The sequence below is a fragment of the Campylobacter sp. 2018MI13 genome, assembly GCF_018501135.1.
Classification (GTDB): domain Bacteria; phylum Campylobacterota; class Campylobacteria; order Campylobacterales; family Campylobacteraceae; genus Campylobacter_E.
Genome location: NZ_JAHCZC010000038.1, coordinates 1 through 16,883, shown reverse-complemented (window position 1 = coordinate 16,883; position 16,883 = coordinate 1). Strand labels below are relative to the sequence as shown.

Genomic DNA, 16,883 nt, shown 5'->3' with positions numbered 1-16,883 from the left:
CAATAAAAAGGGGTGTTATGAAAAAAATAATTTTTTTAGGTGCTGGATATGCGAACTTATCTTTAATTAAAAGTCTAAGCAAGGAAGATTTAACAAAGGCTGAATTTTTACTAATTAATAATAATTCATATCATTATAAAACTACAGAATTACATAAAATTGCAGCAAATGAGAGTGAAAAAAATATCAAAATTCCTTTAAAAGATATAATTCCTAGCGAAATTGTAATTATTCAAGATAGTGCTATTAAAATTGAAGGAAATAAATTATATTGCAAAAATACTGATTATGATTTTGATGAGATTTATGTAGGTTTAGGTGCTAATAAAAATACTTTTGGTATAGAAGGGCTTGATGAAGCTTATGAAATCGGAACTTATGAAGACGCTTTAAAAACTAAAGAAATTATTTATTCTAATTTAGAAAAATCTGAAAGTATTTATAAAAATATTGTAATTTGTGGAGCTGGATTTAGTGGTGTTGAATTATGTGCTTCTATAGCTCAAGTTTGCAAAAGCAAAGGAATTGATGCAAAAATTAGCATAGTTGAAGCTATGGATGAAATTTTGCCTATGTATAATAAAGATTTGGCAAAAATAGCAAGAAATTATCTTGAAAAATTAGGTGTAAAAGTTTTAACATCTCATAAAATTATTAAAAAAGTTGGGGATAGATTGTATTTAAACAATGAAGATACTTATATAGATTCAAAAAATATAATCTTTACAGCTGGCGTTAAGGGAAATGAAGTTATTAAAAATAGTGTATTTGAAAACAAAAATAATAGAATATTAGTTAATGAGTTTTTACAAGCGCCAAATTATTCAAATTGCTATATTTTAGGAGATTGTTCTTTAATTATGAATAATGATAGACCATTTGCTCCAACAGCTCAAATAGCTTGCAAGCAAGGTAATTATTTAGCAAGAAGTTTAAGTGCTAGATTAAATAATGAAGAATTTAAAGAAACATTTATTTATAAAGACCAAGGAAGCGTTTGTTCTCTTAGTGAAAAATATGCCGTTGCAAGTATTCAAGGCAAAGATTTTAGTGGATTTTTAGCAAAAGTTCTTAAAAAAATCACAGAATTAAAATGGCAATATAAATTATTTGGATTTAAAGGTCTATAAATTTTTAATTCAAATTCTTTTTAGAATTTGAATTAAATTCTACAAAAATATTACGAATTTACACACTTTAAAATAAATTACAAAATTACACACAAATCTTACTCTTTATTAAACTTTAAAATCTAATGTTTGCTTAAAAATAAGGAGAAAGAATGGGAGTTTTAGAAAACTTTAAACAAATTGCAGCAATTCCGCATTGTAGTTTTGATGCAGTTAAATTAAAAGATTTTTTAATTAATTATGCAAAATCAAAAGGTTTTGAAGTATTAGTTGATAAGGCTGAAAATATTTTATGCAAAAAGGGAAATCCTAATATATGCTTGCAAAGTCATTATGATATGGTTTGTGTTGGAGATGCACCTAATATAAATATAATAGAAAGTGATGGATTTATTAAGGCAAATAATTCAACCTTAGGTGCTGATAATGGTATAGGAATTGCCATTATGATGGAAGCTATGAATGAGTTTAGCGACCTTGAATGTTTATTTACTGCTAATGAAGAAGTAGGGCTTATAGGTGCAAATAATTTAGAGCTAAAAATTAGTTCACAACACTTATTAAATCTTGATAGCGAGTGTGTAGATAGAGTAATAATTGGTTGTGCGGCGAGTTTAATGATGAATGTAAATATTAAGCTAAATTATAAAAACCCTAGTAAAAAATATTTATATGAAGCTCATACTAAAGGCTATAAAGGCGGTCATAGTGGGATTGATATTATTAAAAACATTCCTAGTGCTATTAGTGATTTAGCTTTATTTTTATATAAAAACGATGCTGAATTAGTAAGCTTTAGTGGCGGAGAAAGAACTAATAGTATAAGTGTAAATGCTAAGGCTATTTTTTATAGCGACACTGAACTTAAATCTAGTGAAAATATTGAAATAACCAAGCTTGAGAGTAAAGGTGAAAAAGTAATTCAAGAAGATATTTTAAGTCTAATTTCTAGTTATAAACACGGAGTTTGGTCTTATTCAAGGGATTTAAATATAGTAAAAACTAGCGTAAATCTAGCAATCATTAGTCAAAATAATGATGAATTAAAGCTTGAATTATTTGCAAGAAGCGATAATTCAGCAGATTTAGATGAAGTCTTTTATAAAACCAAAGCACATTTTAATAATTACGAAGCAAAACTACTTGCTAAAGATGAGCCTTGGGAGCCTATACCAAATGATTTTACTTATGCAGTGCTTAATTCTTTACAAAAATATAATCCAAAAGCTAGTATGAGTAGTATTCATGCAGGGCTTGAGTGCGGAGTGCTAAAAACTAAGCAAAATGAATTATTATGTGCTTCAATAGGTCCAAATATCCTAAGCCCACATAGTATTTATGAAAGATGTGAGATTAGCACAATAGATATTATTAAAAACACAACATTTGATTTAATTAAAAACTACAAATAAAAGGAGATAAAATGAGTTTTCGTATAGAACACGATACAATGGGTGAAGTTAAAGTTCCTGCAGATAAATTGTGGGCAGCACAAACACAAAGAAGTTTAGAGAATTTCAAAATTGGCACAGAAAAAATGCCTGTAGAATTAATCCACGCTTTTGCGCATCTTAAGAAGTCTTTAGCCTTAGTAAATAATGATTTAGGCAAATTAGACAATGTAAAAAAAGATGCAATTATTAAAGCTTGTGATGAGATTTTAGCTAATAAACATAATGATGAATTTCCACTTGCTATATGGCAAACAGGTTCAGGCACACAAACAAATATGAACCTAAATGAAGTTATAGCAAATCTTGCTACTAAACTTAGTGGAATGGATTTTACTAAAGAAAAAATAGTCCATCCAAACGACCATGTAAATATGAGCCAAAGCTCAAATGACACATTCCCAACTGCAATGCATATAGTTGCAGTTTTAGAAACTGAAAGGACTTTAATTCCTGCATTAGAAATTCTAGAAAAAACACTAGATAAAAAAGCAAAAGAATTTGAAAATATAATTAAAATCGGAAGAACTCACTTGCAAGATGCAACCCCACTTACTTTAGGTCAAGAATTTAGTGGATATGTATATATGTTGCAAAGCTCAAAAAGACATATTTTAAAAGCACTTGAAGATGTAAGAGAGCTAACAATTGGCGGAACAGCTGTTGGAACTGGAATTAATGCTCATCCAGAACTTAGTGAAAAAGTATCAGCAAAATTAAGCGAACTTTTAGGCACTAAATTTATAAGTAGCCCAAACAAATTCCATGGACTTACAAGCCACGATGCTTTAGTATTTTTACACGGAGCATTTAAAGCTCTTGCAGCAAATTTAATGAAAATAGCAAACGATATTAGATGGCTTGCAAGTGGTCCTAGATGTGGTTTAGGAGAGCTTAGTATTCCTGAAAATGAGCCAGGTAGCTCAATTATGCCAGGTAAAGTAAATCCTACTCAAAGTGAAGCTTTAACAATGCTTAGCGTTCAAGTAATGGGAAATGATGCGGCAATTGGTTTTGCAGCTTCTCAAGGTAATTTTGAGCTAAATGTATTTAAGCCTGTGATTATTTATAATTTCTTACAAAGTTTAAGATTATTAGCTGATGGTATGATTAGTTTTAATGATAATTGTGCTATAGGAATTACTCCAAATATTGATAAAATTACTTATAATTTAAATAATTCTTTAATGCTAGTAACTGCATTAAATCCACATATTGGCTATGAAAATGCAGCAAAAGTTGCAAAAAATGCTCACAAAAAAGGAATTAGCCTAAAAGAATCTTGCTTAGAATTAGGCTTAGTTAGTGAAGAAGATTTTGATAAATTTGTAGTTCCTGCAAATATGATTAAGCCAAAATGAGAGAATTACTTTTAGCAATAGAAAGTAGCTGCGATGATTCAAGCATCGCAGTTATTAATGTAAATACTTATGAATGTTTATTTTATGAAAAAATATCTCAAGATGAGCATAGTGAGTTTGGTGGAGTTGTGCCAGAACTTGCATCAAGGCTACATACTGAAGCTTTACCTAAAATATTAGCTAAAACCAAGCCTTTTTTAAATGAATTAAAGGCAATTGCAGTTACTAATGAGCCAGGATTATCAGTATCGCTTCAAAGCGGAGTTGCAATGGCTAAGGCTTTAAGTGTGGCTTTAAATATACCATTAATTGCGATAAATCATTTAAAAGGTCATATTTGTTCTTTATTTTTAGATAAAGAAATAATGAATGATTTTTTAGTTTTGCTTGTAAGTGGCGGTCATACTATGATACTTGAGATTACTAAAGAATATGATATAAATTTAATAGCAACTACAAGTGATGATAGTTTTGGAGAGAGTTTTGATAAAGTTGCAAAAATGCTAGGACTTGGTTATCCTGGTGGGGTATTTATTGAAGAATTAGCAAAAAATGAAAGCAATAATACTTATGAGTTTTCTTTACCAATCCCAAGTAAAAGTAGGCTTGAGTATTCATTTTCGGGTATTAAAAATCAAGTTAGATTAGCTATTAATGATTGTATAGCAAATAATACTTTAGATACTCAAAAAGCAAATATAGCAGCAGCATTTCAAAGAATTGCTTGTAAGCATATAATTAATAAATTAAACATAGTTTTGCATAATAAAAATTATAAAGCATTAGGCGTAGTTGGTGGTGCAAGTGCTAATTTATTGCTTAGGTCTAAATTAGATGAAATTTGTAAAAAAAATAATATGCAATTATTATTAGCTCCGCTTAAATATTGTTCTGATAATGCTTTAATGATAGCAAGAGCAGGGGTTATTGCATACAAAAATAAAGATTTTGTAAATATAAGTGATGATATAATAAACCCAAAATCAAAAAATTTTAAAAGGCTTTAATTTAATGAAAAAAATATTTTTATGTTTAGGATTATTAGGTAGTTTATTAGCTAAGGATTATGGTAATTATATAAGTATTGATGAAAATGGTAAAAAAACTGCTAGATGGCATATTTATGAAGAAAATAATGAATTATTTGGCAAAGTTGTTAAATTGTTTGAATATGGTGATGATGAACTTTGTAAATCTTGTGAAAAAACTTATGATTATTTTACTTATGCAGAAGATGCTAGAAAGATGAAAATAGTAGGTGCGCCATTGCTTTATAAATTAAAAAAAGATGGTGAAAATTCTTATAAAAGTGGTTATATAATTGACCCAGAAAGTGGTAAATTATATAGAGCAAATGCAACTTTTAAAGATGATAAATTAATTTTAAGAGGATATGTTGGATTTTCTTTAATAGGAAGAAGTCAGACTTGGATTAAGGAAAAATAATGCAAGAGTTATTAACTCTTGCTAAAAAAGCAGCAAGAATTGCTGGAGATGAAATAATTGATATAAAATACCCTTTAATTAATACAAAACCAGATGGAACTTTAGTTAGTTCAGCTGATTTAAAAGCTAATGAAATCATATTTGATATTTTAGGAAAAAGTAAAATTAATATATGTTCTGAAGAACAGATTTTAGATTATGAAAAAAGAAAAAAAACTTTATTTTGGCTAATTGACCCACTTGATGGAACTAATAACTATTTAAAAAATAGAAAAAATTTTTGCGTTTGTATTAGTTTGATTGAAGATACAAGACCAATTTTAGGTGTAATTTATGATGTTTGCAATAAGAATTTGTATTATTCAGCTAAAAATATGCCAGTTTATAAAAATCAAGAAATCCTAAATAAAGTTAGAAAAGAATCAAATAAAGCTTTAGTATCTTTAAGAAAAGAACAAGATATAAATAATAGTAAAATTCCATTTAGCTACGGATACTCGGCATTAAATATAGGCTCTGCATTAAAGTTTTGTGCTTTATTAGAAGGTGATGCTGATGTATATTTAAGATACGAAAGGCTCAATTCTTGGGATTTAGCTGCTGGGGATTTTTTAATAAATCAAAGTGGTGGATTAATGTTAGGGCTTGATAAACAAAAATTGAATTATAATACGCCCAATTTTTCTTGCAAACCTTTTATAGCGTTTTCAAGTGTATTTAATAAGGATTAATATGAATATTTTTAACACACATAGAATAGTTTTTGAAGGTTCTTCGGTTAGCAAATATTTAAGTGATAATTTAACTTGCATTCAATTTAGTTTAAATGGTGTAATTGATGCTGGATTTTTACCAAAACCAACTGATGATAATTTTATAAAGCATGTTTTTATTTCTCACACTCATTTAGACCATATTTGTGCAATTGCATTGTATGTTGATAATTATTTTTTAAAACTTCAAGATAGTATTTGTATATATGCTAGTAAAGAAAGTATAGATAATCTTAAAGAGCATTTTTTTAACAATAAAATTTGGCCTGATTTTGCAAAGATAAAATTGCCAAATGGAAGTCCTGCTATAGTTTATAAAGAAATTAATGTAGGAGATAAATTATTAATAGATGATATAACAATAGAGCCAGTTAAGAGCTATCACACTGAAGGTAGTTTTGGCTTTATTTTAAGCTATGATAAAGATAGTATATATTTTACTTCAGATACTTATTATCACGATGATATAGTGGAATTAATCAATAAGAGAACTGATATAAGACAAGTAATTGCTGATGTTAGTTTTGATTCAAGTTTAGAAAAATTAGCACAAGATTCAAAACACTTAACTCCAAAATTATTAAAAAAAATACAAGAGCAAGTAAGAGATGATGTGATTTTCCATGTATATCACATTAAATATTGCTTTAAAGATAAAATAGAAGAAGAATTAAGAGAATTTAATATCTTAAAAGATTATGGAATGATTATTAAAAATGGTTCATTTATGCAATTTAATACAAATTATCAAAGTGATATGATAAATGTATTGAAAAGACATAATTTAGACCAAGAACAAAAACTAGAAACCATACTTGAATGCTTTTCTCAAATTTCTAAAAATTCTGATTCTAAAGCCAACCTAAATACCTTAGGCGAAATGGTTAAACAAAACATTCAAGCTGATAGATGTAGTGTATGGTTTATTGATAATGAAAGAAAAGAATATTATACCTTACACGCTGATGGAGTAGGTGAGATTAGAGTTCCTTTTGGTAAAGGAATAGTAGGTCGTGCAATTGAGACAAAAGAAGCTATTTTAGAAAATAATCCAAAAAGCAATCCGTATTTTGATAGCTCAAATGATGAGAGAACAAAATATAGCACTAAATCAATTTTAGCTATGCCTATTTTAAATAGTGAGCATGAAGTTATTGGGGTATTCCAAGCTTTAAATAAACTTACAGATATTAATAACAATTTTGATAAAGATGATTTAGATTATCTAAGAATTGCAGCTGATTATTCAGGTAAGATTTATGAAGGAATGAAATTCCAAGAAGATATTTTAAATGCTCAAAAAGATTTAATTTATTCAATAGCTGAAATGGTTGAGAGCAAAAGTGAAGAAACAGGAAATCATGTAAAAAGAGTAGGTAAAATAAGCGAAGCTATAGCAAGACAAATGGGATTAAGCGAAGAAGAAGTAACGCTAATTAGTTATGGTGCTCCAACTCACGATATTGGTAAGATTGGAATTCCTGATGCTATTTTAAATAAACCTGGAAGACTTGATGAAAAAGAATTTAAAACTATGCAAAAACACGCACAAATAGGTTATGAAATGTTGCATAGGTTTAAAGGCAAAATTATGGAAGCAGCAGCAATCATCGCTCACGAACACCACGAAAAATATGCAGGTGGTGGCTATCCAATGGGTAAAAAAGGTGATGATATTCATATTTATGCAAGAATTGTTTCTTTAGCTGATGTTTTTGATGCGCTTGCAAGTGATAGATGCTATAAAAAAGCTTGGCCACTTGATGAAGTTTGTAAATACATTAGTGATAATTCAGGTTTTCAATTTGACCCTAAAGTGGTTGAAGCATTTTTTGCTTGTAAAGAAGAAATATTTGCAATAAAAGAAAAATATGTTGATAAATATATTGATGATAATTTAATGTGATTGTAATTTGTTGATTTTTTAGATTAATCCAAATTAATTTTTCATTGATTTGGATTAATTATTTGCTTTAATTTAAACTATTAATACTTTTTTAAATAAAATTATTTATAATCGCTCCTTTTTTTAAAATTAGGAGTAATTTAATGTTTTTTAAAAATAATAAAGAAATACAAGACAAGATTATTAACGAGTTAAAAGATAAAGAAGCTATTTTAAAAGCTATTTATAAAGAAATGGCTATTATAGAATTTGATACTAAAGGAAATATTGTTGATGCAAATGAGCATTTTTTAAAAGCTACGAAATATACACTAGCAGAGATAAAAGGTAAGCATCATAGAATATTTTGTGATAAACATTATGTTAATTCAAGTGATTATTCAATCTTTTGGCAAGAATTATCAAGAAATATTCCACAAAGTGGTCAGTTTAAAAGATTTGCAAAAGATGGTCAAGTAGTTTATTTAGAAGCAAATTATTTACCAATAGTAGATGAACAAAATCAAGTTTATAAAGTAATTAAGTTTGCTGCTGATGTTACAGAACACGAAAATGAATTGTTGGACTTAAAAAACACAATTAATGCAGCAAGTAAGTCTATGGCTTTAATTGAATTCACTCCAAACGGAGAAATACTTGATGCAAATGATAATTTTTTAAATACATTAAATTACAGAAAAAGCGAAATTATAGGCAAACATCATTCTATGTTTTGTGATAGTGAATATGTAAAAAGTAGTGATTATAGAAAATTTTGGGAAGATTTAAGAAGCGGACATTTTCAATCAGGTCAATTTATAAGATATACAAAAGATAATAATCCTGTATATTTAGAAGCAAGTTATAATCCTGTTTATAATGCCGAAGGTAAGGTTTATAAGGTAATTAAATTCGCAAGCGATGTTAGTGAGCAAGTAATAAGAGATTTGAATAAAAATAAAATCGTAAGCGAGTTAGCACAAAAAAATGATGAAAGCACAAATGAAGGTAGTAAAGTTATTGCTAAAACCGTGCAAAATGTCCAAGAAATAGCAGAAATTATGAATGAAAGTAGTGAATTGGTTAATTCGTTAAATACTCAATCAGATGAGATTGTATCTGTTATTCAAACTATTAAAGATATTGCAGAGCAAACTAATTTATTAGCATTAAATGCTGCTATTGAAGCTGCTCGTGCTGGCGAGCATGGTCGTGGTTTTGCTGTGGTTGCTGATGAGGTTAGAAAACTTGCTGAAAGGACTGCAACATCAATTAATGAAATTACTTTAACAATTAATTCTATTAGAAATGTTAGTGCTAATGTTGTTGAGAGTATAAATAAAAGCATAGCTCAAGTAAATGATAGTGTTGTGTTAGCAAATACTGCAAATGAATGTATGAATAAAATCAAACAAAGTTCAGAAGAAGTAGCAAGAGCTATGGAAGAAAATAAATAAATATAATTTGAAATTCTTAGGAATTTCAAATTAGTTTTTTAAGTCTTTTTGCAATTCTTTTAAAAAAATTCTCGCAACATCACTTAATTTATCATCAATCCAAATTAACCTTAAATTAGAAGTAATTAATGGGTTTATAGGCTTAAAACATAAATCATCATTAGTATTAATTAATTTATCAAGAGATAAAGCGTATCCAATATCTTCTTTAACAAAAATTGCAGCATTGTATAATAAATCATAAGTAGCTACTATATTTAGCTTATCTTGATTTTGTCTTAAAACATTTGGCATTTCTTGCGTAAAACCTTGTCTTGATACTATAAGTGGCATTTGAAATAAATCATTTATGCTTATGTCTTTTTGCTTAGCGTATTTTGAAGTATTTTTCATAATAATCCCCCAAGTATCACTATGATTTAAATCTAAATAACTAAAATTGCTAATATCAAATTCTTGAACTACAACGGCAAAATCTATTAAAGAATTTTGTAATTTATTTACCACATTTTCATAGTTTCCACTAAATATATGAAACTTAAAATTTTTATTTTGTAGTTTTTTAGCAGTTTTTGCTATTTTGGCTATTCCAATTGACTCAGCACAGCCTATATAAACATCTCCACCATTAAAATCTTTTAAATTTTTAAATTCTTGCTCGGTTTTATCAACTAAATCTAAAATATCACAAGCTCTTTTATAAAGCATTTCTCCTTCTTTTGTGAGAATGATTTTATAATTTGTTCTAATAAAAAGTTTTTGCCCTAATTTTACTTCTAAATCTTTTAATTGTCTTGATAGATTTGGTTGAGTAAGATTTAATTTATTAGCTGCTTTAGTTATGTTTTGCAATTTTGCAGATTCTATAAAATATTTTAAAACTCTAATTTCCATAATATTCCTTAGAAATAATTAATTTTTATAATTAATTATATATTATAAGTATTTGATATTTCTTTTAAAAATAAATAAAATTATTTTACTTTTAAAACAAGGAGATTTTTTATGAATAATTTTATTTTTCACAATCCAACTAAGATTTATTTTACTGATGAAGTAGAGCAATCTTTAGAATTTGAACTAAGTAAATATGGTAAAAATATTGTTTTGGTTTATGGTTGTGGTTCGGTGCATAAAAATGGTATTTTTAACCAAATTGTAAAAATACTAGATAAATTAGGCAAAAATGTAGCATATATTGATGGTGTTATGCCAAATCCTACTTTAGAAAAATTAAACTCAGGTGTAAAGATAGCAAGAGAGCATAAAGCTGATTTTTTATTAGCTTTAGGTGGTGGTTCTGTTTGTGATTATACAAAAGCTTTAGCAGTTAGTATAAACTCAAGCGATGATTATTGGGATAGGTATTTTATAAATCAACTTGAGCCAACTTGTGATGTAGTTTCGTTAGGTTGTATTTTAACAATGTGTGGGACAGGCTCTGAAATGAATGGTGGTAGCGTAATTACAAATGAAAAAACTCATCAAAAAATAGGAAAAGTTTTTAATGATAAAAGAGTATTTCCTAAGTTTTCTATATTAAATCCTAAATACACTTTAAGTCTTAGCAAATATCAAATGATAAATGGAATTTATGATGCGTTTAATCATATTTTAGAGCAATATTTTTCAAAAGAAGATGATAATGTGAGCGATTATTTAGCAGAAGGGCTTATGCGTTCAATAATCTCATCAAGCAAAATTGCAAATAAAAATCCTAATGATTATAAGGCTAGAAGCGATATTATGTGGGCAAGTACTCTAGCATTAAATACTATGCTTCATTGTGGTAAAAATGGAGATTGGATGGTTCATATGATAGGTCAGGCAATTGGTGGCTTTACCAATGCAACGCACGGAGCTACTTTAAGTGCTATTAGCTTGGCGTATTATGAATACATAATGCCTTATAATATTGAGAAATTTAAAAGGTTTGCTATTAATGTCTGGGGTATAAAAGATAATAAAAGCGATGAAGAAATAGCTAAATTAGGACTATTTGCTATGAGAGATTGGATGAGTGAGCTAGGTCTTTGTATGAATATAAAAGATTTATCAGTAGATGAAAGCTTGATTGAAGATATTGCTAATAATGTATTCATCTTAAATGGTGGTTATAAGGAGCTTAATAAAGATGAAATTATTCATATACTTAAGAAAAGTTTTTAGTATTTTTATTGGTTTAGGAGCTTTTTGTATGTTAAATGGATTTAGCAATGATGAAATATATGTTGAAATAAATAATCAAGAATTAAAAATAAAATTAGAAAGCAATTCATCATCAACTGCTCTTTATGAAGTATTACAAAAGTCTGATTTAAATATTTTAATGAATGATTATGGTGGGTTTGAAAAGGTAGGAAGAATTGATAAAAATCTTCCTACTAATGATAAATATTTTCAAGCTAAAGCACTTGATTTGATTTTATATAATGCTAATAATATAGTAATTTATTATGATAATAATTCTTGGAGTTTTACTAAATTAGGAACAATTTATGGCATTAGTAAAGATGAGTTAAAAAAGCTTTTAGGTAATGGCAAAATTAATGCTAGGTTTTATGTTAAAAATAAGGATTAATTATGATTAAGTATGTAAAAGCAAATTCTATTGAGCATAAACTTATGCATGAACAAGCTAAAGAAGCTATGAAAATAACTTTTAAAATTAACAATACTTATAATGAACCAGAAGAATTAAATAAATTATTTTCTCAATTAATTGGTAAAGAAGTAGATAAAAGTTTTACTTTATTTCCGCCTTTTAATACGGATTGTGGTAAAAATATTTCAGTAGGCAAAAATGTATTTATAAATAGTGGTTGTAAATTTCAAGACCAAGGAGGAATTTATATAGGAAATAATGTTTTAATAGGGCATAATGTAGTATTAGTTACTATAAATCATGATATAAATCCATTTAAACGCTCTGATATGGTATTAAAGCCAATAACAATAGAAGATAATGTTTGGATTGGGTCAAATGCCACAATACTTAGCGGAGTAAAAATTAAAAAAGGCTCAATAATAGCAGCTGGTGCGGTGGTTACTAAAGATGTTGAAGAATTTCAAATAGTAGCAGGAGTTCCAGCTAAATTAATTAAAACTATAAAATTAAGCTAATTAATAAATTAGCTTAATAATTTTTCTTGTTGAGTTTTTATGATATTTACAATTGAGCGAATATTATCAATTGTATATGGTAATGGTAGAAAATCTACTTCTTGAATAATTTTTTCAACATTAGGTGTTATTTTGTGGTTGTTTAATATGAGAATTAATTTAAAACAATATTCATCTTGTGCTTTTACTAAACGATTTAAATCATATTCATTAAAAGTATTGATTAGATTTGCGTCTAATAAAACAGCTCTATAAGCGCAATTTACCCCATCTTCAATTTTCTCTAAAAGACCATTACTTGATTGGTTTTGAACGCAGTTAATTTCATAGCTTTCAAGATTTGCAGTGATTGTTTTTGATATGTCAATATTGTTATGAACTATTAAAACACTTAATCTATCTTTTGGAGTTACATCTGGTAAATTATTTTCTTTATCATTGATTAGTATTGGAATACTAAGACAGATTGCGTGATTAATTCTTTCATTTGTATCCTTAAAGGCATAACTAGAACCATCAATTTTTTTCATATATCCACTAAATTTATGTAATTGTTCTGAAATAGATAGTTTTTTAGGATTAGTAAAGCTTTTAAATAATTCAGTTTTTTTATCATCAACAACACCACAAACTCCAATATCAACGCATAAAAGAGTTCTATTTTGCATATTATTAATAATCCCAATATCAATAAATATGGTTTCATTTTCTACATTTTGATTAATCAAATCAGCAGCAGCCCAAATAGCATTGATAATATTTGTATAATCTCCATAAAAATACCTATTTGGCATACATTTTTCATTGTTATCGTTTAGATATAGCATATCTTGTCTAACTAAAAATATATTATTTTTAACACTAGCTTCGTAATTTAGCGTTTTGAAAAAATATAAAAACACTTCTTGTAAATCAAAATATAAAGATGATTTTTCAAAACTTTCACTTTCAAATTCTGCTTCATCGCTAACACTAAACATTTTTACTTTTTTAGTTTTTAATTTCATTTTTAGCTTGTACATATAAGCTAATAATAAAACTATTTATCCACCTAAAACTACAAATAAAAGTATTGTATCTTTATCAGAAAAATCTATTTTAGAATCTGCAAATAGATAGGTTGAGATTAAAATTAATAATAATTTTTTCATATTTTCCTTTCAAATAATAAGCATTGCATCGCCGTATGAGTAAAATTTATATTTATTTTTAATAGCTTCTTCATAAAGTTTTAAAGTATTTTGCCTACCTATAAAACTAGCTACTAACATAATTAAAGTTGATTTTGGCAAATGAAAATTTGTTAATAAATAATTTTGTCTAATTGGCCTATTAGATGGGTTTAAAAACAAATCACATTCACCACTACTTTTTTTTGTCCTTGCATAATACTCTATTGTTCTTGTAGCAGTTGTGCCAACCCCTAAAATAGGTATATCACTATTAATTAATTTTATTGCTTCATCGCTTAGATTAAAGTATTCGCTATGCATTTTATGTTCTTGTATGTTTTCACATTCTACACTAGCAAAAGTTCCTGCACCAACATGTAAAGTAATATAAGCGCTTTTTTTATCTTTTAGACTATCTAAAACTCTATTCGTAAAATGCAATGACGCAGTAGGTGCTGCAACAGCTCCAATATTTTTAGCAAACACACTTTGATAATTTATCTCATCATCTAAATTATCCATTCTTTTAAGATATGGTGGTAGTGGAATATGTCCGATTTTTTCGCTAATTGTTAAAACTTCATCGGTTTTTAAAACTTCATTGTTTTTGCAAAATTTCACAATTCTGGTGCCATCTGCGTTTAGCTTTAATATTTTTGCGTTTAAATTATCTTGAAAAATTAAAATATCATTTTCTTTAACTTTACCCCTAACTTGCACTAAAAACTCATCATTTGCTAGAATTTTATTTATAAATAATTCACATTTTGCACCACTAATTTTATTGCCATAAAATCTAGCTTTAAATACTTTAGTATCATTAAAAATCAAAGCACATTCAGGCAAAAAATTAGCTAATTCATAAAATACACTATGAGTAATTTTTCCACTATTTTTTTCATATACTAATAGTTTTGCACTATCAGCAGGATTTGCAGGGTATTTTGCTATTAATTCTTCTGGCAAATCATAATCATAAGAACTTAGTAAATTATCAAGCATTTTTATCTTCTAATAATTCTTTTTCATCATCTTCGCTATCTATATCAGGGTCAGCTGGATTTACTACTTTAGCAATATAAATTGAAATAGCATAAAGCCCAATTAAAGGAATTGCCATTAAAAATTGCGAAAATACATCAGGCGGGGTCATAATTGCTGCAAATATAAAAATAACTAATATAGCAACTCTAAAATTTCTAATAAGAGTTTTTTCAGTTACAAGACCAATTTTTGCTAAGAAAAATATAGCAACAGGTAATTCATATCCTAATCCAAATGCAATTACTAATTTTGTAAAAAAGCTCACATATTCAGAAATTGAAGGCATAGCCTTATACTCTCCACCGCTAAAATTGATTAAAAAATCAAAAGCAATAGGAACTACTAAATAATAACAAAACGCCGCACCAATTAAAAACATAATAGTAGCACTAAATACAAAAGGCACTACAAATCTTTTTTCATTTTCATATAAACCTGGTTCAACAAATTTCCAAGCTTGCCACAAAATTATAGGCAATGCTACAAGAAATGCTGCAAATAAAGACACTTGCATAGCAGTGAAGAAATTCTCTTGTGGTTTATAAAATATAATTTCAGAGCCTTCAGGCAATACATTCATAAGTGGAACACAAATAAAATGCAGTATTGGTTTCCAAAATACAAAACATACAAAAAAAGCTAAAATCAAAGCAACTACACTAATAAATAATCTTTTTCTAAGTTCAACTAAATGTGGTTTTAATTCTTCAAACATTTTCGCTCTTTTCTTTTAAAAATTGTTCTCTTTTGCTAAGTTGCTTTTCTTCTATATTTATATTTTTTTCTTCTGTAGAATTTGAATTTTGATTTGAGTTTTCTGTATTTTTTACACTATCAATAGTGCTATTTAAAGCATTTTGTGCGTCTTTTTCAAAATCACTTAAAGTATTTTTAATCTCATCAAATTCTTCAAAGCTTAGTTTTTTTCTGATACTATCATTTGCTTTTGTGATTTCTTCTTTATATTTTCTAGCTTCATCTTTTAATTCGCTAATATTGATTTCGTTTTCTATACTTGATTTAGCTTCGTTAATTTGTTTTTTAACAGCCTTTAATAATTTTGCGATTTCAACTATAGTGCCAGGTAGTTTTTCAGGTCCTAAAACCAAAACAGCAACTATTAAAATAATAACAATTTCCATAAAACTCATAATAAAACTCTTTTAGATAATTTTTTGCTGAATTTATCTAATTTTTTTTAATCGTTAGTTTAAATTAAGTTTTGCTACTTAATCTTTTTAAAGTTATATTTAGTTATATTTAATTAATATATTTACTAATTATTAAATTATTTTAAAGGGATAAAATATGAAAATTAGTTCAAATAATTATAACTTACCATTACAAAAGGTAAATAATAATCAAGCATTAGTTCAAGGAAGACTTGAAAATAAAGAAAATGCAAAAAGATATGATGATTTTATTAAAATGTTTTACCCCGATACTCACGATAGCTTGGATTTTAATTACCCAACTAATAGCAATGAAGCAAAAATCCAAAGTATGGTTATTTATATGTTACTTGAACATCAAGATGCTTTATATGGCGATATGTATACGAATACAATTTATGAAAGAGCCTTTAGTCCTGAAGCAAATCAAGATGTGCAAAAAGATTTAAAAGATTTTTTAAAGGAGCATTCGGATAGCTCAGGAGATTATAAATGGGATCAAGATGTAATAATAGCAAAGCTATTTAATGCAAGAAATATTAGCGAAGATGAGTTTAAGCAAAGATATCTAGCAAGAATTGATGAGATAAAACAAGGCAAAGAGCATGAAAGTATCCAAAATAGTGAAAATACAAAACCAGGTGATGAAATATTAACAATAAATAAAAATGATGAAAAAGCTGAAGATAAAAAAGACAAAACCGAAGATAAAAAACCATTCGAAGTCATAGAAGTAAAAGGTACTAGCACTCGTGAAAGTATGGAAGAAATACTTAGCAAAATTAATATTCAAAATATCAAAGATGAAAGAGATTTATTAGCTATTTTAATGGCGTATAAAGATAGCGAGAATTTATATGATAAAAGAG

The 16,883-nt window shown here is 27.3% G+C and carries 17 protein-coding genes and 1 pseudogene; 13 read left to right on the top strand and 5 right to left on the bottom strand.

From position 1 onward, the window contains the following. Positions 1–17: 17 nt before the first annotated feature. From KJQ99_RS05325 to KJQ99_RS11265, 9 genes and pseudogenes are all read left to right on the top strand, one after another. A complete protein-coding gene (locus KJQ99_RS05325) occupies positions 18–1,130 on the top strand; it encodes an NAD(P)/FAD-dependent oxidoreductase (RefSeq protein ID WP_214118000.1) in 1,113 nt (370 codons plus the stop codon). Positions 1,131–1,282: 152 nt separating this feature from the next. Further along, on the top strand, positions 1,283–2,542 hold the full coding sequence (locus tag KJQ99_RS05320; protein WP_214150210.1) for a zinc-binding metallopeptidase family protein: 1,260 nt from the start codon (positions 1,283–1,285) through the stop codon (positions 2,540–2,542). Between the two features lie 11 nt (positions 2,543–2,553). Beyond that, positions 2,554–3,942, top strand: coding sequence for a class II fumarate hydratase (gene fumC, locus KJQ99_RS05315; protein ID WP_214150209.1), 1,389 nt, complete (start codon positions 2,554–2,556; stop codon positions 3,940–3,942). After that, entirely contained in the window at positions 3,939–4,949 is a 1,011-nt protein-coding gene (gene tsaD / locus KJQ99_RS05310; RefSeq protein WP_214150208.1) for a tRNA (adenosine(37)-N6)-threonylcarbamoyltransferase complex transferase subunit TsaD, read from the top strand. The genes fumC and tsaD overlap by 4 nt, the downstream gene beginning before the upstream one ends. 4 nt (positions 4,950–4,953) lie before the next feature. Then, the gene (locus KJQ99_RS05305; protein ID WP_214118015.1) at positions 4,954–5,388 is read left to right on the top strand and encodes a DUF2147 domain-containing protein; all 435 of its coding nucleotides are present in this window, start codon (positions 4,954–4,956) and stop codon (positions 5,386–5,388) included. Continuing rightward, positions 5,388–6,119, top strand: a complete 732-nt coding sequence (locus KJQ99_RS05300) for a 3'(2'),5'-bisphosphate nucleotidase CysQ (protein WP_214150207.1) — start codon at positions 5,388–5,390, stop codon at positions 6,117–6,119. The genes KJQ99_RS05305 and KJQ99_RS05300 overlap by 1 nt, the downstream gene beginning before the upstream one ends. A gap of 1 nt (position 6,120) precedes the next feature. Further along, positions 6,121–8,067, top strand: a complete 1,947-nt coding sequence (locus KJQ99_RS05295; RefSeq protein WP_214118019.1) for an HD domain-containing phosphohydrolase — start codon at positions 6,121–6,123, stop codon at positions 8,065–8,067. 143 nt (positions 8,068–8,210) lie between these two features. Then, positions 8,211–8,969: pseudogene (locus KJQ99_RS11270) on the top strand (PAS domain-containing protein); the annotation flags it as partial. A gap of 24 nt (positions 8,970–8,993) precedes the next feature. Further along, positions 8,994–9,503: a methyl-accepting chemotaxis protein gene (locus KJQ99_RS11265; protein ID WP_239803726.1), complete on the top strand. Its 510-nt coding sequence runs from the start codon at positions 8,994–8,996 to the stop codon at positions 9,501–9,503. Between the two features lie 30 nt (positions 9,504–9,533). On the opposite strand, the gene KJQ99_RS05285 is transcribed toward KJQ99_RS11265, so the two are convergent. After that, positions 9,534–10,397, bottom strand: coding sequence for a LysR family transcriptional regulator (locus KJQ99_RS05285; protein ID WP_214150205.1), 864 nt, complete (start codon positions 10,395–10,397; stop codon positions 9,534–9,536). Between the two features lie 111 nt (positions 10,398–10,508). Here KJQ99_RS05285 and KJQ99_RS05280 point away from each other — a divergent pair, with 111 nt between their 5' ends. Genes KJQ99_RS05280 through KJQ99_RS05270 form a run of 3 tightly spaced genes read left to right on the top strand, consistent with a single transcriptional unit; the run spans position 10,509 to position 12,626 of the window. Next, positions 10,509–11,672: an iron-containing alcohol dehydrogenase gene (locus KJQ99_RS05280; protein WP_214150204.1), complete on the top strand. Its 1,164-nt coding sequence runs from the start codon at positions 10,509–10,511 to the stop codon at positions 11,670–11,672. Further along, positions 11,638–12,084: a cyclophilin-like fold protein gene (locus KJQ99_RS05275; protein ID WP_214150203.1), complete on the top strand. Its 447-nt coding sequence runs from the start codon at positions 11,638–11,640 to the stop codon at positions 12,082–12,084. Before KJQ99_RS05280 ends, KJQ99_RS05275 begins: the two co-directional genes overlap by 35 nt. A gap of 2 nt (positions 12,085–12,086) precedes the next feature. Next, positions 12,087–12,626 carry a DapH/DapD/GlmU-related protein gene (locus KJQ99_RS05270; protein ID WP_214150202.1) on the top strand — a complete coding sequence of 180 codons (540 nt, stop codon included), beginning with the start codon at positions 12,087–12,089 and terminating at the stop codon, positions 12,624–12,626. Positions 12,627–12,634: 8 nt separating this feature from the next. Here the strand turns inward: KJQ99_RS05270 and KJQ99_RS05265 are convergent, their stop codons facing one another. The 4 genes from KJQ99_RS05265 to tatB form a co-directional block, all read right to left on the bottom strand. Beyond that, positions 12,635–13,633, bottom strand: coding sequence for a hypothetical protein (locus KJQ99_RS05265; RefSeq protein ID WP_214150201.1), 999 nt, complete (start codon positions 13,631–13,633; stop codon positions 12,635–12,637). Between the two features lie 153 nt (positions 13,634–13,786). Further along, complete coding sequence (queA, locus tag KJQ99_RS05260) at positions 13,787–14,800, bottom strand: tRNA preQ1(34) S-adenosylmethionine ribosyltransferase-isomerase QueA (RefSeq protein WP_214150200.1); 1,014 nt, start codon at positions 14,798–14,800, stop codon at positions 13,787–13,789. After that, positions 14,793–15,557, bottom strand: coding sequence for a twin-arginine translocase subunit TatC (gene tatC / locus KJQ99_RS05255; protein ID WP_214118042.1), 765 nt, complete (start codon positions 15,555–15,557; stop codon positions 14,793–14,795). Before tatC ends, queA begins: the two co-directional genes overlap by 8 nt. Next, positions 15,550–15,993 (bottom strand): Sec-independent protein translocase protein TatB, encoded by a 444-nt coding sequence (gene tatB, locus KJQ99_RS05250; RefSeq protein ID WP_214150199.1) that lies wholly within the window; start codon positions 15,991–15,993, stop codon positions 15,550–15,552. Before tatB ends, tatC begins: the two co-directional genes overlap by 8 nt. Before the next feature lie 157 nt (positions 15,994–16,150). Here tatB and KJQ99_RS05245 point away from each other — a divergent pair. Then, positions 16,151–16,883: hypothetical protein (locus tag KJQ99_RS05245; protein ID WP_214150198.1), on the top strand; the 733-nt coding region annotated here is incomplete at its 3' end.

Bases quoted from the DNA above. Each gene is read 5' to 3' on its own strand.
- KJQ99_RS05325 (WP_214118000.1), top strand. From the start codon at position 18: ATGAAAAAAATAATTTTTTTAGGTGCTGGATATGCGAACTTATCTTTA.
- KJQ99_RS05320 (WP_214150210.1), top strand. From the start codon at position 1,283: ATGGGAGTTTTAGAAAACTTTAAACAAATTGCAGCAATTCCGCATTGT.
- fumC (WP_214150209.1), top strand. From the start codon at position 2,554: ATGAGTTTTCGTATAGAACACGATACAATGGGTGAAGTTAAAGTTCCT.
- tsaD (WP_214150208.1), top strand. From the start codon at position 3,939: ATGAGAGAATTACTTTTAGCAATAGAAAGTAGCTGCGATGATTCAAGC.
- KJQ99_RS05305 (WP_214118015.1), top strand. From the start codon at position 4,954: ATGAAAAAAATATTTTTATGTTTAGGATTATTAGGTAGTTTATTAGCT.
- KJQ99_RS05300 (WP_214150207.1), top strand. From the start codon at position 5,388: ATGCAAGAGTTATTAACTCTTGCTAAAAAAGCAGCAAGAATTGCTGGA.
- KJQ99_RS05295 (WP_214118019.1), top strand. From the start codon at position 6,121: ATGAATATTTTTAACACACATAGAATAGTTTTTGAAGGTTCTTCGGTT.
- KJQ99_RS05285 (WP_214150205.1), bottom strand. From the start codon at position 10,397: ATGGAAATTAGAGTTTTAAAATATTTTATAGAATCTGCAAAATTGCAA.
- KJQ99_RS05280 (WP_214150204.1), top strand. From the start codon at position 10,509: ATGAATAATTTTATTTTTCACAATCCAACTAAGATTTATTTTACTGAT.
- KJQ99_RS05275 (WP_214150203.1), top strand. From the start codon at position 11,638: ATGAAATTATTCATATACTTAAGAAAAGTTTTTAGTATTTTTATTGGT.
- KJQ99_RS05270 (WP_214150202.1), top strand. From the start codon at position 12,087: ATGATTAAGTATGTAAAAGCAAATTCTATTGAGCATAAACTTATGCAT.
- KJQ99_RS05265 (WP_214150201.1), bottom strand. From the start codon at position 13,633: ATGAAATTAAAAACTAAAAAAGTAAAAATGTTTAGTGTTAGCGATGAA.
- queA (WP_214150200.1), bottom strand. From the start codon at position 14,800: ATGCTTGATAATTTACTAAGTTCTTATGATTATGATTTGCCAGAAGAA.
- tatC (WP_214118042.1), bottom strand. From the start codon at position 15,557: ATGTTTGAAGAATTAAAACCACATTTAGTTGAACTTAGAAAAAGATTA.
- tatB (WP_214150199.1), bottom strand. From the start codon at position 15,993: ATGAGTTTTATGGAAATTGTTATTATTTTAATAGTTGCTGTTTTGGTT.